The 22592-nt window shown below is 51.3% G+C and carries 22 protein-coding genes; 2 read left to right on the top strand and 20 right to left on the bottom strand.

Annotation, left to right across the window (positions count from 1 at the left end):
• Positions 1-4: 4 nt before the first annotated feature.
• The 13 genes from HFP08_RS24980 to HFP08_RS25040 all read right to left on the bottom strand — a co-directional run bounded on the left by HFP08_RS24980 (position 5) and on the right by HFP08_RS25040 (position 13765).
• Positions 5-877 (bottom strand): SPFH domain-containing protein, encoded by an 873-nt coding sequence (locus HFP08_RS24980; protein WP_168123357.1) that lies wholly within the window; start codon positions 875-877, stop codon positions 5-7.
• A gap of 661 nt (positions 878-1538) precedes the next feature.
• Positions 1539-2672: a peptidylprolyl isomerase gene (locus tag HFP08_RS24985; protein WP_168123358.1), complete on the bottom strand. Its 1134-nt coding sequence runs from the start codon at positions 2670-2672 to the stop codon at positions 1539-1541.
• Positions 2673-2757: 85 nt separating this feature from the next.
• Positions 2758-6285: a transcription-repair coupling factor gene (gene mfd, locus HFP08_RS24990; RefSeq protein ID WP_168123359.1), complete on the bottom strand. Its 3528-nt coding sequence runs from the start codon at positions 6283-6285 to the stop codon at positions 2758-2760.
• A gap of 172 nt (positions 6286-6457) precedes the next feature.
• Positions 6458-6688, bottom strand: a complete 231-nt coding sequence (gene fin / locus HFP08_RS24995) for an anti-sigma-F factor Fin (RefSeq protein WP_168123360.1) — start codon at positions 6686-6688, stop codon at positions 6458-6460.
• Positions 6689-6928: 240 nt separating this feature from the next.
• On the bottom strand, positions 6929-7489 hold the full coding sequence (pth, locus tag HFP08_RS25000; protein WP_168123361.1) for an aminoacyl-tRNA hydrolase: 561 nt from the start codon (positions 7487-7489) through the stop codon (positions 6929-6931).
• A 174-nt stretch (positions 7490-7663) separates the two neighbouring features.
• A complete protein-coding gene (locus HFP08_RS25005) occupies positions 7664-8320 on the bottom strand; it encodes a 50S ribosomal protein L25 (RefSeq protein ID WP_168123362.1) in 657 nt (218 codons plus the stop codon).
• A 76-nt stretch (positions 8321-8396) separates the two neighbouring features.
• Positions 8397-9797, bottom strand: coding sequence for a bifunctional UDP-N-acetylglucosamine diphosphorylase/glucosamine-1-phosphate N-acetyltransferase GlmU (gene glmU / locus HFP08_RS25010; RefSeq protein WP_277345888.1), 1401 nt, complete (start codon positions 9795-9797; stop codon positions 8397-8399).
• A 117-nt stretch (positions 9798-9914) separates the two neighbouring features.
• Entirely contained in the window at positions 9915-10196 is a 282-nt protein-coding gene (gene spoVG, locus HFP08_RS25015; protein WP_168123363.1) for a septation regulator SpoVG, read from the bottom strand.
• A gap of 130 nt (positions 10197-10326) precedes the next feature.
• Positions 10327-10725, bottom strand: coding sequence for a RidA family protein (locus tag HFP08_RS25020; RefSeq protein ID WP_168123364.1), 399 nt, complete (start codon positions 10723-10725; stop codon positions 10327-10329).
• Between the two features lie 28 nt (positions 10726-10753).
• Complete coding sequence (purR, locus tag HFP08_RS25025; protein WP_168123365.1) at positions 10754-11581, bottom strand: pur operon repressor; 828 nt, start codon at positions 11579-11581, stop codon at positions 10754-10756.
• Positions 11582-11663: 82 nt separating this feature from the next.
• The gene (ispE, locus tag HFP08_RS25030; protein ID WP_168123366.1) at positions 11664-12518 is read right to left on the bottom strand and encodes a 4-(cytidine 5'-diphospho)-2-C-methyl-D-erythritol kinase; all 855 of its coding nucleotides are present in this window, start codon (positions 12516-12518) and stop codon (positions 11664-11666) included.
• Positions 12519-12653: 135 nt separating this feature from the next.
• On the bottom strand, positions 12654-12836 hold the full coding sequence (locus tag HFP08_RS25035) for a small, acid-soluble spore protein, alpha/beta type (protein WP_168123367.1): 183 nt from the start codon (positions 12834-12836) through the stop codon (positions 12654-12656).
• A 62-nt stretch (positions 12837-12898) separates the two neighbouring features.
• The gene (locus HFP08_RS25040; protein WP_168123368.1) at positions 12899-13765 is read right to left on the bottom strand and encodes an AraC family transcriptional regulator; all 867 of its coding nucleotides are present in this window, start codon (positions 13763-13765) and stop codon (positions 12899-12901) included.
• A 164-nt stretch (positions 13766-13929) separates the two neighbouring features.
• On the opposite strand from HFP08_RS25040, the gene HFP08_RS25045 reads away from it, so the two are divergent.
• Positions 13930-15198, top strand: a complete 1269-nt coding sequence (locus tag HFP08_RS25045; RefSeq protein WP_168123369.1) for a TolB family protein — start codon at positions 13930-13932, stop codon at positions 15196-15198.
• Positions 15199-15252: 54 nt separating this feature from the next.
• Here HFP08_RS25045 and veg read toward each other — a convergent pair whose 3' ends face one another.
• The 7 genes from veg to HFP08_RS25080 form a co-directional block, all read right to left on the bottom strand.
• The gene (gene veg / locus HFP08_RS25050) at positions 15253-15528 is read right to left on the bottom strand and encodes a biofilm formation stimulator Veg (protein WP_168123370.1); all 276 of its coding nucleotides are present in this window, start codon (positions 15526-15528) and stop codon (positions 15253-15255) included.
• Positions 15529-15773: 245 nt separating this feature from the next.
• Complete coding sequence (yabG, locus tag HFP08_RS25055; protein ID WP_168123371.1) at positions 15774-16652, bottom strand: sporulation peptidase YabG; 879 nt, start codon at positions 16650-16652, stop codon at positions 15774-15776.
• 81 nt (positions 16653-16733) lie between these two features.
• The gene (gene rsmA / locus HFP08_RS25060) at positions 16734-17615 is read right to left on the bottom strand and encodes a 16S rRNA (adenine(1518)-N(6)/adenine(1519)-N(6))-dimethyltransferase RsmA (protein ID WP_168123372.1); all 882 of its coding nucleotides are present in this window, start codon (positions 17613-17615) and stop codon (positions 16734-16736) included.
• Positions 17612-18166, bottom strand: a complete 555-nt coding sequence (gene rnmV / locus HFP08_RS25065; RefSeq protein WP_168123373.1) for a ribonuclease M5 — start codon at positions 18164-18166, stop codon at positions 17612-17614. Before rnmV ends, rsmA begins: the two co-directional genes overlap by 4 nt.
• 152 nt (positions 18167-18318) lie before the next feature.
• Positions 18319-19467, bottom strand: coding sequence for a 3D domain-containing protein (locus HFP08_RS25070; protein WP_206109316.1), 1149 nt, complete (start codon positions 19465-19467; stop codon positions 18319-18321).
• 437 nt (positions 19468-19904) lie between these two features.
• Positions 19905-20672 (bottom strand): TatD family hydrolase, encoded by a 768-nt coding sequence (locus HFP08_RS25075; RefSeq protein WP_168123390.1) that lies wholly within the window; start codon positions 20670-20672, stop codon positions 19905-19907.
• 7 nt (positions 20673-20679) lie between these two features.
• Entirely contained in the window at positions 20680-21990 is a 1311-nt protein-coding gene (locus HFP08_RS25080; protein WP_168123374.1) for an HD domain-containing protein, read from the bottom strand.
• A gap of 271 nt (positions 21991-22261) precedes the next feature.
• On the opposite strand from HFP08_RS25080, the gene HFP08_RS25085 reads away from it, so the two are divergent.
• Positions 22262-22516: an AbrB/MazE/SpoVT family DNA-binding domain-containing protein gene (locus HFP08_RS25085; RefSeq protein ID WP_028609554.1), complete on the top strand. Its 255-nt coding sequence runs from the start codon at positions 22262-22264 to the stop codon at positions 22514-22516.
• The last annotated feature ends 76 nt before the right edge of the window (positions 22517-22592 follow it).

The following is a 22592-nucleotide window of genomic DNA, read 5'->3' on the forward strand; positions in this document are numbered from 1 at the left end:
TACCCTAACTGTACAGCGAGCCTGTATTAATGACCGGCTGGGCCGCTCGGTCCGATACGATGGACACCATCAGATTATTAACCATCGCCGCCCGCCGTTCCGCATCAAGCTCAATTCCGTTTTCTTCCAATTGTTTCTGCGCGGCGTCCACCATGCCGACCGCGCCTTCCACAATCTTCTGACGCGCGGCCACGATGGCTATTGCTTGCTGTCGCTGCAGCATCGCGCTGGCAATCTCCGGCGAATACGCCAGATGCGTAATACGCGTCTCCAGCAGCTCGACGCCCGCAACCTCCAGCCGTCTCTGCAAGTCTTGCTGAAGATCGCTGGCTACTTCATCGGCATTGCCGCGAAGAGATACCCCGTCTTCGCTGCCGAAGATATCATACGGGTATTGCGCCGCAATATGGCGAATCGCCGATTCGCTCTGAATTTCCACGAAGCGCTCGTATTGATCCACATCGAAGGTCGATTTCGCCGTGTCGAACACCTTGAACACGATAACAGCGCCGATTTCAATCGGATTGCCCTCCGCGTCGTTCACCTTCAGCTTCTGGCTGTTGAAATTGCGCACCTTCAACGATACCGAGGTTTTCACCGTCAGCGGCAGCACCATCCACAAGCCGCTCTCGACGACCGTTCCGATATACGTACCGAAGAACGTGATGACCTTCGCTTGATTCGGCTGTACGATGACCAGCGAAGTCATTATGACGAATCCAAGGAGCACAATTACAATTCCCAGCGCGATTAACAAGCCAGACGGCTCTGCCGCCGCTATCGACATCGCCGCCATCCATATGCCGCAGACCACTGCGATAAGCGCAATGAAAAGCGCCAAATACCCGCTAATATACAACGCTTTTTTCTCTGTCATCTCGCACACTCCCATATCGATTTAATATTAATATGATATCACTTTTTCAAAATAAAGTAAATTAAATTCGCATGCCCCCGATGTTAACACGATTCAAAACCAACCTTCATTTTAACACTTGAAACTTACGTGACGGATTTCTTATAATCAAACCCACCGGCCGGCATAAAGATATAACGAATCCACTCTCTACGAAGATGCCCTCCAACTGAAACATAGCGACATCCTTTGAACGCAGCGCCTGCTCTAACGGACTTTTTATCCTCTTAGCCAACGTTTTTCAATTCCCTATTGCTCTAACGGACTTTTTGTCCTCTTAGCCAACCAAACGAGCGAAAAAACAACGGGATTAACCCGCTAAGAGGCGAAAATGTCCGTTAAAAATCTGCGCTGGCTAAATAGAGCTTCTAAGGGTCGAAAAAGTCCGTTACAGTTGCAGGAATTACTCCCAAACCCCATACTTTCGGCCTTTCAGAGTCGGTGACCTAAAGCTTTGCAGTTCAAAGCAGCCTCGTACGCACATTAAGATTTTATTTGTCATTTCCTATGACCCAAAATCTTATAAATTCTATAATTATCAAAAAAGGAACCGACTGTCTGCAAATTAATTTGCAAAACAGTCGGTTCCTTTGTTTTCATACAACTCTGACTAGACTTGAATCTAGCTCGCGGAAGGAGCCACAGGCGCATCGGTTGCTGCGGGAGTATCCGTTGCCTCCGCATCCGAAGGACTAGGCGAAGCTTCCGCATCGCCATCCGCACCTTCGCTTGGCGACGGGGACGGCAATGTAATATTAACGTCCATATCCGTCATTTCATTATTCGTGAAGTCATCGAGATACGTATAAGCGGCCGCATTTTTTACTTCCGCCTTGTCGTCATCCGACAATTGATCATACGTTTGCAAATCGCGTTTCTCAACCAGAATCACATGATAGCCATAGTCGGATTGAACCGGATCGCCGATTTTGCCGAGCTCTTGGCTAAGCAAGGCTTGCTTGAACTCTTCCACAAACGATTTGCCTTCTTGTTCCTCATATTGGCCACCATTGTCGGCAGAGCCCGGGTCGTCGGAATATTCCTTCGCCAGTTCGTCCCAGCTTCCGCCGGCATCAAGCTTCGCTTTTACTTCTTTGGCGCGGGCTAGAGCCTCTTCATCGGTGCGAAGCTCCTTTGACTCGCCTGTCGTCTGGTCCTGCTGTGTTGTCGCGACCAGGATATGGCGGAAGGTCGTCTTCGCATAATCGGCCGTCATGCCGTCGAACGCCTTCTCTATATCCTCGTCCGTAACAAGCGAATTCACATGAGCGACAACCGCGGAGGTCAGCATGAGGAAGGTCGCCATATCTTCATCCGAGATGCCCTTCTCTTTCACTTGCGCTTGAAGATCGGCGTCGGACTCCTTGTATTGCTTGTATTGATCGAGCTGCTCGTCCACATCCGCGCTCGCCGTCTTCAGCGCATCCTCGGATGCACGGGCGCTCAATATTTTGTACGAGATATATTGCTGCAGAATCATCTCTTGGAATTGCGGAATTTCGATGATCGAAGCGTAGCTTGGTTGTGCGACAGCAAAAATATCGAGATATTTGTCGAACTCGTCTTGCGTAACCTCGCCGTCTTTGTAGGTGGCGACCACATCTCCGCCGTCAACGCCTTTGAATTCGAGCGAGTGCCCCTTACTGCCGCCATTGCTGTTATTGCCGCATGCCGCCATCACCGTCATGACGAGCACTGCTGCAATAACGAGCAGCGCGCTTCTGCGCCATGCCGATTTGCGTGTACTATGCAACATGTTGAATCCCCTTTCAATAACTCACTATTTTCTTTACGCATTTAAACGTATTGTATCAGATTGCAATGCCAAAAAGCGAATTTCGCTACATGCTGGCCTTCTGCAGCTCTTCGGTCTTCTGCAGCGCATCCCGGAAGCCGTCCAGGAATTTCTCGGACAGATGCAGCTTCTGCTCCATGTTCAGCCCTTTGCCGCGCAGCAACACCGTAGGGGCCGCATCGCCCGCAGGACCCTGCTTGAAGCGATTCTCCAGCGCCAGACAGAGCTGATCAACCTTCTTGCGAATCATATTGCCCTTCTGCGAATCGTCGAATTTGAAGAGGAGATCATCCCCTTGCTGACTAATCGCCGCTATGCGATAGAGCGCGCCGTACATCTTCAGTCGCGCCACGGACATTAAGTTCAGAACCGCCTGCGGCAGATCGCCGAACCTGTCGATCAGCTCATCGATGAGATCATCCGCCTCCTCGAAGGATTTCACCGAAGCGACCTTCTTGTAGATCTCGATCTTCTGAATGCTGTCATAGATATAGTCGGACGGCAGATACGCATCCACGTTAATATCGATATTCGTAACAAGCGGCTTCTCTTCCTGCGCTTCCTCGCCGCTCATCTCCGCCTTCCGGCTCTTGATCTCGTCCGCCAGCATCTGCGAATACATGTCGAAGCCGACAGAGGCGATGAAGCCGTGCTGCTCGGCGCCGAGCAGATTGCCCGCTCCCCGGATCGACAGATCGCGCATCGCGATCTTGAAGCCCGACCCCAGCTCGGTGAACTCCTTAATCGATTGCAGCCGCTTCTCCGCTACCTCGGTGAGCACCTTGTCCCGCTGATAGGTGAAATACGCGTAAGCGATCCGGTTGGAGCGTCCAACCCTGCCCCGCAGCTGATAGAGCTGGGAAAGCCCCATTTTGTCCGCGTCATGCACGATCAAGGTATTCACGTTGGGAATGTCCACGCCCGTCTCGATAATGCTTGTGCTCACAAGTACATCCGATTCGCCGTCCAGGAAGTCCAGAATGGTCTTCTCGAGCTCCTGCTCCGACATCTGCCCATGGCCGACGGACACTCTCGCATCCGGCACGAGCATATTGATCTGCTCCGCCATCTGATGAATGCCCTGCACGCGATTGAACAGATAATACACCTGGCCGCCGCGGGCCAGCTCCCGCTCTATCGATTCGCGCACCAGGGCGGGACTGTACTCCACCACATAAGTCTGCACGGGAAACCGATTCTCGGGCGGCGTCTCGATAACCGACAAATCGCGCACGCCAAGCATGGACATATGCAGCGTTCGCGGAATCGGCGTCGCCGTCAAGGTCAGCACGTCGACATTCGTCTTGAGCTTCTTCAGCTTCTCCTTGTGCGATACGCCGAAGCGCTGTTCTTCATCCACAATAAGCAAGCCCAGCGATTTGAAAATAACATCCTGAGAAAGCAACCGATGCGTTCCGATGACAACATCGACGGAGCCGTTCTTCAGCCCCTTCATCGTCTCGTTCTGCTCCTTGCGGGAGCGGAACCGGCTGAGAACCTGCACATTAATTGGATAACCGGCGAAGCGTTCCCGGAATGTCTCGTAATGCTGCTGAGCGAGAATCGTCGTCGGCACAAGCACAGCGACCTGCTTGCTGTCCATGGCGGCTTTGAAGGCCGCCCGTACCGCAACCTCCGTCTTGCCGTAGCCTACGTCGCCGCAGAGCAAGCGATCCATCGGCTGCTCCTTCTCCATATCCTTCTTGATCTCGCCGATCGCCCGAAGCTGGTCCCGCGTCTCGTCATAGGGGAACATCGCCTCGAATTCCTGCTGATAACTGGTATCCTCGGAGAAGGCATAGCCGGGCGTCGCCTGGCGCTGCGCGTACAGCTTGATCAGGTCGTCCGCGATATCCTTGACGGAAGCCCTGGCCTTGCTCTTCGCCTTGGTCCATTCGCTTCCGCCCAGCTTGTTGACCTTCGGCTCCTTCTCTTCATTGCCGACATACTTCTGAATCATGTCGATCTGCTCGATCGGTACCGACAGCTTGTCGCCGCCGGCGTACATAATATGCAGATAATCGCGGTGAATGCCGCCGATTTCCAGCGTCCCGATGCCTACGTATTTGCCGATGCCGTGATTGTAATGCACGACATGATCGCCGATTTTAAGCTCCGTATAGCTCTTGATGCGCTCGGCGTTATCGAGCTTCTTGTCCATGCGGCGTACCTTGCGCTGCTTCTGGGAGAACATCTCGCCTTCCGTGATGACGACCAGATGCGAGGAGGGCAGCTCGAAGCCTTGCTGAAGATTGCCTTCCAGCAGAATGGGAACCTCTATGCTGTAATCATCCAGCACTCGCCGCATTCGCTCCATGCGCTCGGCATTGCCTGCCAGCATCATGATTGTCGCGCCGATTTTCTTCCAGCGCTCCATCTCTGATTTAAGCACATTCATCTGACCATGAAAGCTTTGCATGGATCGGCTTGTCATGTTCAATATATTTTGCGGCTGCGAATGCGGGATTTGTCTCAAGAATAAGGATAGGAACAAGGTCGGGAACGGACGATGATGCAGAATTTCCTCCGAATCGCGAGCCAGCGAAAGACCCGGCAAGGACTTGCCGTTCTGAAGCAGATGTACCGCCCATTCACCCTCGTCGCGTTCCAGTTGCTTCGCCGTCTCTATCAATCTTGTCGGCTCGTCTAGTATGAGGAGCGTATCGCTGGGCATATAATCCATAATCGTTTGGCGCTCCGGATAGAGCAAGGCAATATATTGATAGATTTCCGGGAAGTACATATGCTCGCGGAGCTTCTCCAGATCGCTCCCGATTTCGGCTCGCAGCCGCTCTTTGGCGGTTCGGTCCGTCATTTTGTCAAGCTGGCGCTCCAGCAGACCTTCGGCTTGACTCGCAGCTGATACCATACGCGCGGCATCCGCTATAATCTCCTGGCATGGAGGAATGACATACGATTCAAGTCGGTCTAACGAACGCTGATCGCCAGGGTCGAAGGTACGAATCGAGTCGATATCATCGCCGAACCACTCGATCCGATACGCTTCCGTCGCGGTTAGCGGATAGAAATCGACAATGCCTCCTCTGACACTCATCTCCCCTTTGGCCTCGACGCGATCCGCTCGAACATAGCCAAGCGCCGTCATTTGCTTCAGGAAGGCATCCAGCGGCAAGGAGTCGCCAACCGCCACCTTAAGCTGCGCCTCCGCCATCACTTCACTGATTGGCAAATAGCGCCGAACGCCGGAGAAAGGCACAACAACAATCCCGCGATAGCCCTTGGACAGTTGGATAAGCACATCCATCCGCTGCGCGAGCGTCTCGGGACTGGATATGGCCGCTTCCGCCGCTACCAGCTCATTGGCGGGATAGAGCAGCACTTGCTCCGGCGACAAGCATTCCTGCAAGTCCTCGGCAATCTTCTGCGCGGCGAACATATTGTGGGTAACAACCAGCATCGGTCGTTCAACCGCTCCTTCAAGAGCAGCGATCAAGACTTGGCGGGAAGAGCCCGCGAGACCGGATATCATCTGCTCCCGCATCCCCTTGCGAATACCGGACAGAATCGACTGCACGTCCGAGTCCGCGGAAAAAGCTTCAATTAGCGCTTTCATCTTTCCAGGCACCTCATTTCTACTTGCAAATCCTGAGCATGTGAAAATGGCTTTCGCCGCTCTACGGCGGCAAAAGCTGATTCAATGTTTGCATGCGGTAAGCAGCCCCGACGATATAGCCGGGGCGCATTGCCATGCTTCGTATATTCGATTCAAGGTGAAACAAAGCGCCTTATTGAAGCGGATTATTAACAAGCATCAGTTCAGGATTCGAGTTAAGCGCTTCATTGCAATAATCGCAAGCAACCTTGACCGTAACATCTCCGTTTGATTCATACGTAATTATATCGCTGCGCTCATCGGGGGTCAAGAAATGGAAGCCGAGCTGCTGCTCGGTAATCAGAGACCCTTCGATGCTCCCCATGTTCGTCTTGCAGTGCCTGCATATATAATTTACAGCCATATGTATGCCTCCCGAGAGTGAGTTATTACCCTCAGTATGCCCATTTTAACGAAATTTATCGTCTGCTGATTAAATGATTCCAGGCTGTTCGGACTCATTTAACAGTCTACCGATTAAACTTGGCTTTGTTCCATATCCCAAGTTTAACGGTCTACTGATTAAATGATTCCAGGCCGTTCGGAATCATTTAACAGACTACCGATTAAACTTGGCTTTGTTCCATAACCCAAGTTTAACGGTCTACCCATTAAATTTCGCCATCGTCTGCTCGAATGTCGCTGTAAGCGCGAATTCGGCGGCGTCGCAGGCTTGCTCGACCATCGCGGTCAGCTTCTCCCGCTCCGCCTTCGGAAAGCCCGACAGCACGTAATCCGAGATCACCATGCCCGGCTGAGGACGCGATATGCCCATTCGGATCCGATTGAAGGTCTGTGTATGCAAATGCTGAATCAGCGATTTGATGCCGTTATGACCGCCGGCACTGCCTTGATACCTAAGCCGCAGCTTGCCAATCTCGGTATCGAGATCATCATAGACAACGATGCCGTCGGCTACCTCCGCTTTGAAATAATCCAGGAACGAACGCACCGACTCCCCAGACAAATTCATGTACGTCATCGGCTTGATCAACACAACCTTCGTTCCGCCCACGTTGCCTTCTCCAATCAACGCCTTGCATTTGTTCTGCGTCACTTGAATCCCCCATCGCTTCGCCAGCTCGTCTACCACCATGAATCCGACATTATGCCGGGTATCCTTGTATTGCGACCCGGGATTGCCGAGTCCCACAATCCATTTCATTCCACTCTCCACTCCTTCACACGGTTGAACAGGAACACTACGCACATAATGTAGCATAATCCCTTGCAAAAAGCGAAGCAAACATCGCCCTCTCCTTAGCGAGTCGATAAAAAGACCGCACACCAGGCATCAGCCCAAGCATGCGGTCTTGTTTGATAGAATAATGTAAACCAACTAAGAGCTGGTCGACATCTCTTCATGATTCGCTTCGTCGGAACGAGACTCCGCTTCCTCCGCAGCCACATCCTGAGCTTCCTTCTCCTCTTCGGAAATTTCCTTCTGAGGAGCAAGCACGGTCACGACGACTTGCTGCGCTTCCGACTTCGCTTCGACGCCTTCAGGCAGGTCAATGTCGCTGACATGCAAGCTCTCGCCTACAGCCAGTTCGGATATATCGACCGTTACCATATCCGGAATGCTTCCTGGAAGACATTGAACCTCCATATCATGCATGATGATCTGCAGAACACCGCCCTCGCGAACGCCGACCGAGTCGCCGACAGCTTCGATGCGAATATGAGCCTTCACCTTCTCGTTCATATTCACCTGATGGAAGTCAACATGGAGCAGCTGCTGCTGGTTCAGAGAATGACGCTGAACATCCGCCACCATCACCGACTGCTTGCCGCTATTCGCAACATCGAGCTCCAGCACCGCATTCGGATGCGACCTGAGCAACGCGCTCAGATCCTTCTCGCTTACGCTTACCGCGGATGCTTCGCCCATATTTTTGCCATATACAATGCCCGGTATTCTACCGTTTTGCCTCAATTGTCGCAGATCGCTCTTGCGCTTCGGAACGCGTTCCTCCGCTTTCATTGCCGTTGCCATATGGAATCCTCCTAAAATAGATTTGGAATTCCATATCACTTTACCCTTTATTGCCTCACTTTAAACACCTGACGGCTCAAGATTCCTTCGAGCGTTCCTTCTTCGCCTTCGCTCTTGCCCGAATCTTGTCCGCATAGCCCGATTTGTTCACTTGACGCTCCCTTGCGATAGCCAGGTCACCAGCCGGCACATTCTGCGTCACCGTCGATCCGGCGACCACATATGCGCCGTCGCCTACCTGCACAGGCGCAATCAGATTGACGTTGCTGCCGATGAAGGCGTTGTCGCCAATCTCGGTTAGCGCTTTATTGAAGCCGTCGTAATTGACGGTAATCGCGCCGCAGCCGATATTCACGTCCTTGCCGACCTTGGCGTCGCCGACATAGCTCAGATGGGACACCTTGCTGCCGTCGTCAAGCACAGCGTTCTTCAATTCCACGAAATCTCCGATCTTGCATGCTTTGCCGAGCTTCGTGCCAGGACGCAGATTGGCATACGGCCCTACGGAGCAGCCTTCGCCGACAACCGAATCCGCAACGACGGAATGCTTGATTGTCACGCCATCCGCAATAACGCTATTCGATAGATCCGCGCCCGGACCTATGACGCAATCCTCCCCAATGACCGTTCCTCCGCGAATGAACGATCCCGGCATAATAACCGTGTCGGCTCCAATCCTGACGCCCGCTTCAATATAGGTTGACGCCGGATCGATAAGGGTAACGCCGCCGAGCAGATGCTCTCTGTTCAGGCGTTCCCGCATGAAGCGCTCCGCTTCCGCCAGCGCAACGCGATCATTAACGCCGATTGCCTCTGCCAGATCCTCCGTGCAGTAAGCTTGAATCCCTTCTTCTGCCTGTCTGAACAGCCCAATCACATCGGTCAAATAATATTCGCCCTGCGCATTCTCATTCGTCACCTTGGCCAGCGCCTCGAACAGCTTCCGGTTGTCGAAGAGATACGTGCCGGTATTGATCTCCTTCACTGCAGCTTCCGCAGCCGAGCAATCCTTCTGCTCCACGATACGTTCCACCTTGCCGCCCTCGCCGCGAATGACCCTGCCATAGCCAGTCGGATTGTCGAAGGAAGCCGTTAGCACCGTCGCTGCTGCCCCGCTCGCCTGATGAAGCTCCCGCATCGCTTCGATCGTCGAAGCCCGCACAAGCGGCGTGTCACCGCAAATGACGAGCGTCGTTCCTTCCTCGGCGCCGAGCAGCCCCTCAGCCTGGCGCACCGCATGTCCGGTGCCAAGCTGCTCCGCCTGCAAGACATATTCCGCAGCATCGCCAAGATAAGCCTGCACCTTCTCCGCTCCGTGACCGACAACTACGACAACCCGTTCGCAGGCCGCGGACTTAACCGTATCCAGCACATGCCCAACCATCGGTTTGCCGCATACCTCGTGAAGCACTTTATATAATTTGGATTTCATTCGCTTGCCCTGACCTGCGGCAAGCACAATCGCCATTGTTTTCACTTTAGAATCCCTCCCATGACCTTGCAACACTCCCATGAATATAGCCTAATTTCAAAAAAAAGAAAAGAGAGCCGAAGCTCTCTTCCCCGTTCGAACCAAAATATAAGATTGCTTGACTTAAGCCCCTTCTTCAATCGCAACTTCATCAGCTGCTCGCTCATACTCTGCCAAAACGGCAGATTGGATTTTCTCCCGAGTTGTCGAGGAGATCGGATGAGCGATATCACGGAATTCACCATCCGGAGTACGTTTGCTTGGCATTGCGACGAACATTCCATTGTTTCCGTCAATTACACGAATATCGTGAACAACGAATTCATTGTCAATGGTAATCGATGCGATAGCCTTCATACGTCCTTCCGAATTAACACGGCGGAGTCTGACATCAGTAATTTGCACTTGTGTTCACCACCTTTGCCCATCATAGACTTGGTGTATACTTCCACGTAAAAATGCAAAATCCTTCTAATATTTTGGTAAATCCATGCTATTTTTAAAATATTTTTTTTGAAATGAAGCGTTTTCGTTGTTATTCGACAGAAGTCGATGCAATGACCTCAATTTCGACAAAAACATCCTTCGGCAGTCTCGCTACCTCAACAGCGGATCTAGCCGGTTTATGATCGCCGAAATAGGATGCGTATATGCCGTTCACCACGGCGAATTGATTCATATCTTTCATGAATACGGTCGCTTTAACCACATCGCTGAAGTCTGCTCCCGCTTCCGCAAGCACGGCTTTCAAGTTGCGAAATACCTGATGCGTCTGCTCCTCGATTCCTCCTTCGACGAGCTCGCCCGATGCCGTTAACGGGATTTGCCCGGAGGTAAACAACAAGCCTCCAAGCTTAATCGCCTGCGAATACGGTCCGATTGCGGCCGGTGCCTCATTCGTGGATACGACTCTTACTTTTTCATTGGTTGACATGATTGTCCCTGCCCTTCATCTTCTCATTTCATTTATGAAAATAATTTCCCGGAATAACCGTCGATTGCTTCGTCTTCATATCCACTGCCGTCAGCTTGGCCAGCGAGATATAATCCTCCAGCAGCCTCTCCTCAAGCTCAACCTCGCCGGACTCGACGAAAACGCCGACACCCGCCACCGTCGCCTTGAATTCGTAGAGCAGATCCATCATGCCTTGAATGGTCCCGCCTACCTTCATAAAGTCGTCGATAATCAGCACATGCGACTGTTCCTTCAGCGCTCTACGCGCAAGCGACATCGTCTGAATGCGTTTGGTCGAACCGGACACATAATTGATGCTGACAGCCGAGCCCTCGGTTACCTTGTTGTCTCGACGGACAATGACGACAGGGATATTCAGGCAGGCTGCCGTTGCGTAAGCCAGCGGGATGCCCTTGGTCTCCACCGTCATGATCACATCGATCTTGCGATGCGAGAATGCGGTTGCAAACATGCGGCCTACATCGGCGAGCAGCTCCGGCTGCCCCAGCATGTCCGTCATATACAAATAACCGCCGGGCAACACGCGGTCCGGCTGCTCCAGCTTCAAGCAAATTTTCTTCATGATATCCAGCGCCGCGCTCTCGCGCATGAACGGCATATATTTAACGCCGCCGGCCGCCCCTGCCAGCGTCTGCAGTTCTCCAATGCCTTCTTCTTCGAAGACTTCTTTTATAATCGCCAAATCCTCGCTTATCGATGACTTGGCTGATTGATAACGATCTGCAAATGCTGTCAGAGAAATTAACGTGTGGGGACGAGTTAATAGATACTGCGTCATTTCCACTAGTCTTGAGCTTCGTTTCAGCTTCTTCAAAGCCATCTCCCCCCACTAAATCCGAATAATATAATGACAATATAACATTTTTATACGGATTTAATCAAGAAGAACGTCTTTGTTATGTAAGCATTCTTACCACATACACTTCTTTGCAGAAGCCTCTTAAACCGTTATAGATTCTCGCCAGCTTCGCTTCCTTCGAAACAAGTCCGAATACCGTTGGTCCGCTGCCGGACATCAGCACGCCGTCAGCCCCCAGCTTGAGCATGCTTTCCTTAAGCTGCCTGACCTCGGGATACAACTCCAGCGTGACCGTCTCCAGCACGTTGCCGAGCCTTGCGCAGATGTCGTAGAACGAGCCGTTATCAAGCGCCGCCTTCATGCCTGCAATGGAAGGATGGAACGACAACGCGTTCGCCCTGAGTCTTCCGTACACGTCCGCGGTCGACACATTAATTGGAGGCTTGGCCAACACGACCCAGCATTGCGGCGGCGCTGCGATCATCTCCAGCTTCTCGCCTCTGCCTCGGGCGATCGCGGTCCCTCCCTTCACGCAGAAGGGCACGTCCGAACCAAGCTCGCTGCCAAGCTCGCTCAGCTCCTCCGTCGAGATGCCGAGTCCCCATAGCTTATTAAGTCCCCGCAGCGTTGCGGCGGCGTCGCTGCTTCCGCCCGCGAGTCCGGCGGCTACCGGAATTTTTTTGTCCAGATGAATGTATACGCCCTTGCTTACGTTATATCGTTCCTTGATCAATCTTGCGGCTTGAAAGGCCAAATTCTTCTCATCCAGCGGAATATAGCCTACCTGGCTTGATATGATGATCGTATCCCGCGGCAGCTCCTCCATCTCCAGACGATCCGCAAGGTCCACCATCGTCATGATCATCTCGACCTCATGATAACCATCGTCCCGCTTGCGAAGCACATCCAGCAGCAAATTAATCTTGGCAGGAGCCTTCTCATAAATTTTCATAACCCTCGTCCACCCGTTCGTCCTTTGCTAAGCACCATTATAGCAAACGAGCACAATAAAAGCTAAACTGGCGCAATCGGAGGCCCTTACAGAGCCCAAGGACCCCCGGAAGCACCGTTTTTTCTTAAGAGGGAGCTATTGCCGATGAGCCTTTGCCGCCGCTTCTTCGGCAAGCTGGATAGCCCGCTTCACCATATTTCCCGCATCCTTCGCTTTAATGCCGCCCCAGCCTTCTTGCTCTACGGTATTGTAGAATCCAAGATCCTTCGCGAGCTCGTATTTCAATTGCTCCGACATTATACTGCGTCTTCTGCCCATTCGTGAATACCTCCTTTCGAGGATAGTTTGCGTACAAGACAGCAGGTTCATTCTGCGACATATCATCCATTCGACGAGCCATTCGACGAGAACTCGTCGAACATCACGTCCTTGCGAATGCCCTGCTTCTCTCGAGAAATCCACCCACCCGGCGTAATGCCTTCTTGTTGCTTGAAGACACGCGAGAAATGATGCACCGTTTTGAACCCCGACCTTTCGGCAATTTGTTTGATGCTGAAATCCGAGTAGGTCAGCCATTCCTTCGATTGCCGGATACGGACCTCCTTTGCATATGCGGCTATTGTCGTTCCTTTGTAGGCCTTGAAAAGCTGTCCCAGATAATTCGGAGTATAACCGAGCTCGCCTGCCATGTCGTGAATCGTCCAACTTCGGTCGATATGCTCCGCTATCCATGCCTCCGCTCGCTTCGCTCCGGAATGCCCCTCCTTCGGATACTCCATACGAGAAGTCGCTTCCCTTGGCGGATCGATGCCCTCGACGGAACGCGATAACAGGAACAGCAATTCCGCTAGATGAAGCCTGGCCATTTCCTTATAATAGGTTTGCCGTATTAGTCCCTCGCGGCGAATTCGCTCAAGCAGCCAAGAGGCTTCTTTCCCATGTGCCAGCGTCTTCGTCGGAATCGCAGCGAATACTGCTTCCCATTCCGGAGAGGTGATGCAATATTTGATATCGAGCGTCTTCACGCCCGAATGCTTGCTCGCAGTCAGTCCATGCGGCTCATGCGGTCTGATGAATAATATCGCGCCTGGCTCCAATTCGTACGTGGCGTCCCCGCAGCCAAATTGGCCGTTGCCGTCCGCAATCCATAACAACTGATAATAGGCGTGCTGATGTCTGCGCAGCTGCTCCCCTCTCTTGTAGTCGTAACGCGCTGTCCATAGAATTTGAATACCGATATCGATCATACCCATCCCTCCGGGCTCGTTTCCTTCATTATATCGAAATTAACCTTCGTATAGTTGGATAAAGACATCATCCTTTCAGACAAAGAAAGCTCATGAGGCATCGTATATACTTCACATACGGCATAAAAGCCTGTGCCGAATTTCCGAAATTGGAGAGGAATGCCATGCTTATTAACCAATGCTTTCCCCGTTACACGGAATACGATCCTCTTGTTCCCGTCTGGTGCGTCACGCCTGGCGAAGGCGGAGGCCTTCATCGATTCTTCGACACTTCGCCTGTCAGTCCCTCAGGCCGCTATCTGGCTGTCCTGCGAATGCCCGATCGGGACCGAGTCAATGAGCCGGGAGAAACGGCGGAGGTCGTTCTCGTCGATTTGCACACGGCCGAGGAGCAGGTTGTCGCTCTAACGCGAGGCTGGGAATACCAATTGGGGGCGAACATCAACTGGGGCACTGACGATCATGCCCTATACTTCAATGATGTCGACACAGAAAGCTGGACGCCGTTCGTGGTGTGTCTGGACCCTCTGACGGGAGCAACGCGAAGAATGGAAGGCTCCATCTATCGCATCTCTCCCGATGGCAAACAAATCATTAGCGCCAATACCATAACGATGCGGCGTACGCAGAATGGATATGGGGTAGTCGTCCCCGATCAACTGGTTCCCCGCAACTTCGGATTTCCAAGTGACGACGGCCTGTTCCTGATAGATACCGCTACCGGCGTCCGCAAGCTGCTCGTTTCACTTCGCGACTTATTCGAGAACGCCGAGCCCCGAATCGATACAACCTTGTACGAGGGAGGCGAATGCTATGGCTTCCATAGCAAGTTTAATCCTCAGGGAACCCGATTGATCTTCACGGTCAGATGGTTCCACAGCAAAGAACAACAGCCGTGGAATCAGATCAAAAAGGATCTTGATTTCTGGGTGTTCACTATGAAGCCTGATGGAACCGATATTCACGTTGCCGTCGGACCCCATCAATGGAAGAAGGGCGGACATCATATTAACTGGTACCCGGACGGCGAATATCTGTCGATGAACCTCGCTCTTGCCGGGGACGGAAGAATGAAGCTCGTCCGTGTACGATATGACGGTACAGATCTAAGAACCATCACCGATGCAATGCCAGGCTCCGGACATCCGACCGTGCATCCGGACGGTCATCATATCCTGACGGATACTTATGCCTGGGAATCCACCTCGTTCGGCGACGGCACTGTTCCGCTGCGCTGGATCGATCTTCGGACGAATACAGAGAAAACATTGGTTCGCTTGAATGTAGCTCACCCTGCTGCCGGCAAGAACAGCTCGCTTCGTGTCGACCCTCATCCCGCTTGGGCGCCGGACAATCGCCATATCGCCTTCAACGGGTATGTGAACGGCGCGCGGCGCGTCTTCCTTGCTGATGTAAGCAATATGCTCCAGTAACCACAAAAAAGACGCAGACCTTGTCTGCGTCAAACGTTTCAAGCTTATGTCAATCTATTGTTGAAGATAAGCGATTCGGACTTGACCTTCATCATTGCATACAGTTACTTCCACTGATTCTGTAAGTATATCCGCATAGCTGTAGGAAACCCGCTTGAACGCATGCTGCTCCTCATCCAGCTTTACAATGAATACAGAAGGGTAGATTTCTTCCAACGTGCCAGTTCGCTCGATGGTCTTTCGGCGCCCACCGTTTGCTCTCAGACGGATCTTAGAACCAACATGAGCTTCCAAGCTGCGTTTTATATCCAATAGCGCATTTTTTGCCATTGTTCACTACCACCTCTTTCCTTGTCCATTATAACCAAAGTTAGAGGTGATGTCAAATGTGAATTAATATTATATCAGTCCGATATTTTACTTGTCAACGGTGAAATCACCCATTTTTATAAAATGACAGAACTTTTTCTTATTATTTTGCATTTCGCGTCTAAATTATGCATGGACAATGCTTTTTCATCCGTTTTCAAAACATTCATTGAAAGTTCATTGCGGATTGATCGATACATATTCATTCAGCTGCCGCTTGTCGCCTTCGGTCTCGGCATCCCCACTCTGAAGCGTCCCATCGTCTCGATGCCGCCGACACCGTCGATGCCGCTTATCGTGCCGTGAATAACCTCTGGCAGAGAGATTGTCTCGCGAAACGGCGTATAACTGGCCTTGATAGCCACATAGACCGGATCAAGCGCATGAATGAGAATCCGTCCGGGAGAGCTCGCGAAATTGGAGCCTGCCTGCAGCAGCGCCTCGAAATGCGATTGACACGCCCCCGCTACGACGACAAGACTGTCTTTGCTCTTCTCATATTCTCTGGCAATTCGTACAGCATTCACGAAATTCTGCGAATTCTTGTAGCTGCCAAGTCCATACATCTCATTCTGGGCACGATGCTTAAGAACGCCGTCATGACCGGTTATAACGACAATATCCGGCTTAACCTGGGGCAGCAAGCGATAGAGGATATCCGCCATCTGCGATTCATGAATATGCAGCCCTTGGGCGGGCACTTGCATCGAATTATATAGTTGCATGCTCTTCTTCAAATAGTTCCCGTCCCCGTCAAGGTGGAGAACCTTGCCGGGCACTTCGAAATAAGGCGCGCTTTGCTGTTGCTGGGCAAGCCGAATAGACCTGCTTTCGCCGGTAATGCCGCCATTCCTGGCTCTATCCGTCTGCATTCTCCTCAGTGATTCATTCACTTTGATTCTCACTTGCTGCACGGCGCTGGTTGACTCCGGATCGCGCACAACCGACAAATCAGGAATCGGAGCATCCGCAAGCAATCGATAATCCGTGCCCTTCAATAAGGCGTACTCGGTGCGGATGGCCTCAACGCGAAACAGCACGTCACCGCCGTAGGATTGACGAATGACCAGGTCCCCTTGCTTCATAGGTAAATCACCTCTTCGTCTATCCTATGGGCGGACAAAACGATTGGTGAGCGGAAATATATTAGCGGGGTCTCGACGCTCCTAACGATTGAACCATCCCGTGGCGAGCAACGCCTTGCTCAGAGCCGCAAATTCCTCCAGGGATAACGTCTCCCCTCGTCTGACCGGATCGATGCCTGCAGCTGCAAGCAGCGCAAGCAATGCCTCGCGCCGCTCCTTGCCCGCAAATGCGGTCAGGTTGTTGCCAAGCGTCTTCCTCCGCTGCGCGAAGCTGGCTTGCACGACGCGGAAGAAGAAGCTCTCATCCGCCACCTCTACGGCAGGCTTGTCCCTGACGGAAAGCTTGATCACTGCGGAATCCACATTTGGCTGGGGAATGAAAACCGTATGGGGAACCGTGCACACGAGGCTTGGTTCGCAATAGTACTGAACGGCCACGCTGAGGCTTCCGTATTCCTTCCCTCCAGGCTTTGCAGCCATTCGCTCCGCCACTTCCTTCTGAATCATGACCACAATGTGGTTTAGAGGCAGACGTTCCTCAAGAAGCTTCATCAGAATTGGAGTCGTGACGTAATAGGGCAGATTTGCCACTACGCTGACTCCATCGAGACCGCTGAATTGCTCCTCGAACAGCTTCTTCAGATCCAGCTTCAGCACATCGCCATGAATGAGGGACACATGCGGCTCATCGTCCATAATATCGCTTAGAATGGGAATCAGGCGCTGATCAATCTCTATCGCAGCCACTTTGCCTGCAGCGCGGGCAAGACGCTGCGTCAACGCTCCTATACCAGGCCCAATCTCAAGCGCGCCCTTCGTCTCATCCAGTTCCGCCGCTTCTACGATGCGATTCAGAATATTCCCGTCGATAAGAAAGTTTTGTCCCAGACTCTTCTTGAAGGTGAAGCCGTATCTCGCAATAATTTCCTTCGTTCGTTTCGGTGTTCCGATTTCCATGCTCATTGCTTTCCCTCCAAACTCCGTTCCATCTCGCGCCATGCCGTCAAGAATTCCTCCTTCGAGATGCGGAAGCTTGTACACCGCTTGAAGAACTGCTTGCCGTTGGCATAGCCAATGCCAAGCAGCTTGCCCATCTCCAGGCGTCGCGATGCCGCCTCGCTGTGAGCGATAAGACCGGCATCGATGAGATCCTCCCACGTTATCTCGCTCTCGAGCGCATCAGATTCCGTTCTCAGATCGGAGAGCGCCGTACGTATCGATTCCGGCGAAGCGTTCTCGATGCCAATATCGCCTTTGCGGCTGGCCAGCTCCTGCGGCAGGAAGGCATGCTTGCAGCCCGGCGCATGGCGGGCCACAATCTTGCGGATTCTCTCTCCCGCATGATCCGGATCGGTGAATATAATAATGCCGCGACGCTCATTGGCCAGAGCGATTCGGCGCAACACATCCTCGCCGATCGCCGAACCGTTCGTCTCGATCGTATCGGCCTCTACGGCGCGTTTAATTGCAGCGGTGTCATCCTTGCCCTCCACTACAATAACTTCCTTAATCATTATTGCTTTCATCCCTTTCCGCACTCAAGCTCCATTGTCCGCAGAACAAGCAAAAAGAAGAGGCGCCGCCTCTTCTTATCATTGCCATCTAGGAAAGCATATACATTCCCGTTCTTTCTCAAACCGGATTTCAGGAACCGGCGCTCGATGCGTCAGCTGGCGGTCGGCTTGTTCGGTCCCAAAATATAAACCGTATATCCCGACTTCTTGCCGAACTTGTTCGCATAGCTTTCACTGTCGAAATAGACATCGATCTTATTGCCCTTCACAGCGCTGCCCTTGTCCTCTGCTCTGCGGAAGCCGATGCCTTCGATATAGACCCACCATCCAAGCGGAATGACGCTTGGATCCACGGCGATCGTTCTTCCTTCCTGCACGCGGGTGCCGGATGCTGTGATACCGTAATTAGGGTCGCCCTCCGATTTCCCTGTCGAGGCGAAATCCGCGCTATAGGCCGTAAGTGTCATGTTCTTGATGACCTTCTTCGCCTTGAAGGTCGTGTCGCCCTTCGTAACGGTCATCAAATCCGGACTGCTGCTTGTCAGCACCGTAACCTTCGGCGCAGGCTTCTTCGTCCCTACAGCGACCACCTGCTCCACTGCCGGCGTCTGAACAACCTCGCTGACCATCTTGCTTCCGACCAATACCCCGTCCTCGTACTTATCCTGATATTTCTCGACCACTACGCCTTCCTTGCCGGATTGGACAAGCTTCTCCTTGCCTTTCTCGAGCGTAGGATCATCCTTCTTCACGATGGTGAACGGAACGCTCTTCTCTTGCTCCGTCAGCAACGTTTCGACACGAACAATTTTGATCACATCATTCGCTTCAACTTGTACATCAAGTGCTGGACTAATTCTATCTTGACTGCGTATCGACAAATCGAGCTGATCTATCGCCGCCTTTACCGTCTTATCCGTTGTGTATACAGTTGATGTCTTGCCATCGGCCATTACAGTTACGGGAATCGCATGCGTGATCTCAATGCGATCGCCATCCTTCAGTGTTGAACCCAGTGGGACTGACACCTCATCATGTGGCCCAATTGTAATAGCTTGTTCATCCAGTAGGCGTTGTAGGACCCATTCCTTCGTATGAATAACGGTTTCTTGTCCATTCACTACTACGGAGACGCTTTTCACAGCTGTTCCGTACAACAACACCAGTAACATGAAAGTCATAGCGATTGAGATGACAGCACTCAAAGTTATCAAACGCAAGTTTCCATGCTTCCATCGCATTGCGAAAGTCATGCTGGATGATCGTTTCCCATGGGTGTCCTCTAGCTGGAATATGCCCACTTCCCCGGTCCTCCTTCATAGCCCCGCCGCCAAGTGTATGCATGCTGCAGTTGACGCGACTATAGTCTATTGGCGCGCAGAGCAATCGCACCCCAGCTCAGCCGCCTCACACCTCCCCCTCCTACCCTATGACAGCATCCCTGCGATTATTCGGTCTGTTGTCAGATTAGCGCGTTTGCGGCCGCAGCTAATCCCTTCATTTGGCATTTTCCTTGAGTGGGAATAAGGCTCTATCTTAGCTTGCTTTGCTGGAAAACCAATACAAAATGAAAAGCTCTGATTTGAATCATAACCTCAGCAGCGCTCACTTGTAAAGATGCGATAAAATGCGATTTAACCGAAAAAAGTGGGTAAAGTTTGAAAAAATACGTGAATTCAGCGATAAAAATTAGTTTTTTTGCAGGAAAGGTCTTTAATTCTCGCTCATTGGCCGTTTTTTAATCCATTCGAAAACATTTTTTTCCGTTTTCGGTGGTGATTTGCGCTAATTCTTCGAGAGATATCCCCCTAATTTCAGCTGCGGCATTCGCCACCAGAGCGACGTAAGAGGACTCATTTCGCTTTCCTCGAAATGGATGCGGTGTTAAATAAGGGGAGTCCGTTTCGATCAAAATGCGATGGAGCGGTACAGCCGCCAAAACCTCTTTCGGGACCCTCGCGTTTTTGTACGTAACAGGCCCGCCAAAGGAAAGATAAAAGTTCATATCGAGGCATTGCTTGGCCGTCTCGAGGCTGCCGGAGAAGCAGTGCATAACGCCCCCGATTTCCGATGCCTTCTCTTCCTTCAAGATGCGGATAATATCCTCATGCGCCTCCCTGTTATGAATGACAATCGGCTTATTCACTTTTCGCGCCAATCGAATTTGTTCGCGAAACACACGATGCTGAACCTCCTTTGGGGAAGTGTCCCAATGATAATCAAGTCCCATCTCCCCGATGGCTACCACCTTGGGATGACTGCAGAGCTCCTCGATCCAGTCCAAATCCTCGGGTTTCATATGAATGCTGTCTACCGGATGCCAGCCAACGGCCGCATAGATAAAGCTATATTTCTCCGCCAGCGCCATTGTCGTCGGAATGGATTCGCGGTCGCAGCCAATGTTAATCATCAGCTTTACTCCTGCATCGTAAGCCCTCTGAATAACCTCCTCCCGATCTTCGTTAAATCTCGCAGCGTCAAGATGGGTATGCGTGTCGAATAGCAACGTCATTTCATATCATTTCCTTTCCTATTTTGAATAATGTTCTTAGCTTGTCCGATAAAATATTTTTATTGGCAAGGAGCGGCTCCTCTGGATAGTACAAATGATACTGCCCTTGATGCAACCCGGTTATCGAGCGAATGATGTCGGATTTCATTGAAATCTCGCTGAGCTGGTCCTCGTTGTCGAGCAACAAAATCGGCGCTTTTTCTTTCTTTTTCCCTTCATTTTGATCTGGACGATACACATCGTACGGCAGATCGAACGGGTAATCCATCTCCATATGATATTCCGGATTAAGCCCTATGGAGAGGAATGTCTCGGCAATTTCATTAAGTAGTGATTCATCCGGATTGTCCATGGTTACATATTTATATAATTGACGATTCATGAAGCGGTAACAGAGCTCGCTAAGCAGCAAATCCTTCTCTTCCGACCACTCCGTGAAAGCGGTCTGAACCAATGCTTCGTCTAACTTCAAATAATCTCGAATGCCGAGCGTATTGTTCAACAATTGACGAATGGACGGGCTCATCCATTCAAAGGCGTAACCTGCTCGGCTGAGTTCTTGGGCTCTGCGAAAAATTTGTCTCAATATGATCTCCGAGCTGCGTGTCACGGGATGGAAGTAAATCTGCCAATACATCTGGTAGCGGGACATAAGATAATGCTCTACAGCATGCATGCCGCTTTCCTTCACGACCACTCTGCCCTTGTAGGGACGCAGGACGCGAAGAATGCGCTCCAGATCGAAATTGCCATAATTAACGCCTGTAAAGTAAGCGTCGCGGAGCAAATAATCCATCCGATCTGCGTCCATTTGACTGGAGATCAGGCTGACCACAATCGGTCTCGGATACGTTTTTTTGATAACGGCCGCAACCTGACTCGGGAAATCATCGGACACGGCTCGAAGCACTTCATTAATACCGGTATCGCCAAGCAGGATGCTGCATGTCCACTCCTCGTGATCGGTATCGAATATTTCTTCCAAGGAATGAGAGAATGGCCCGTGCCCCACATCATGCAGAAGCGCAGCGCACAAAGACACCAATCGTTCTTCCTTCGGCCAATCCGGATAATCGTAACGTTCGAATTGCGAAATAATGCGTCTTGTAATTTCATAGACGCCAAGAGAATGAGAGAAGCGGCTGTGCTCGGCTCCGTGGAAGGTAAGATAGGTTGTTCCGAGCTGCCTGATTCGGCGCAATCTTTGAAATTCATTCGTGTTAATGAGATCCCAAATCGTCTGATCCTGCACATACACATAATTATGAACGGGATCCTTGAATACCTTCTCTTCCGTTAACTGCTCTCTCATCTGCTCAACTCCTTAAGTTCATATTTTCGACACAAGCTGCAAATAATATGTCGAATAGTGTCGGAATTTTGTTTCCAAATTGTCGAAGTTGTTGTATTCTATTACAGTGCCATTATGGTTAAAACTCCTCAAAACTCTTGAAATTACAGCACTTCTACGATTATTTTGCTAGTTGACTGTTTTGGGAAGAGTTGGTATTATAGTAACATAGAAACTACAAACATTGTCGAATTATGACGAAAATATTTCTTAGTGAGAGGATTGATTGACAATGATGAAATCAACCGGAATTGTGCGTAAAGTCGATGAGCTTGGCCGTGTTGTTATTCCGATCGAACTACGCCGTACTTTGGGCATAGGCGAGAAGGACGCGCTTGAGATTTATGTGGACGGCGAACGTATTATGCTTAAGAAATATGAGCCGGCTTGTATCTTCTGCGGGAATGCTGAGAATGTCTCCTACTTCAAAGGAAAAATTGTTTGTCATATTTGTTTATCAGAAATGCCTACACCTGTGACAAAATAAATAAAATAGGTTATAATCATTTTATCCACATGTTAATTCTAACCTTTTTCATACTCCTTGATGCCTTCCTGTGCTA

It is taken from the genome of Paenibacillus sp. HB172176 (assembly GCF_011947265.1).
Classification (GTDB): Bacteria; Bacillota; Bacilli; order Paenibacillales; family Paenibacillaceae; genus Pristimantibacillus.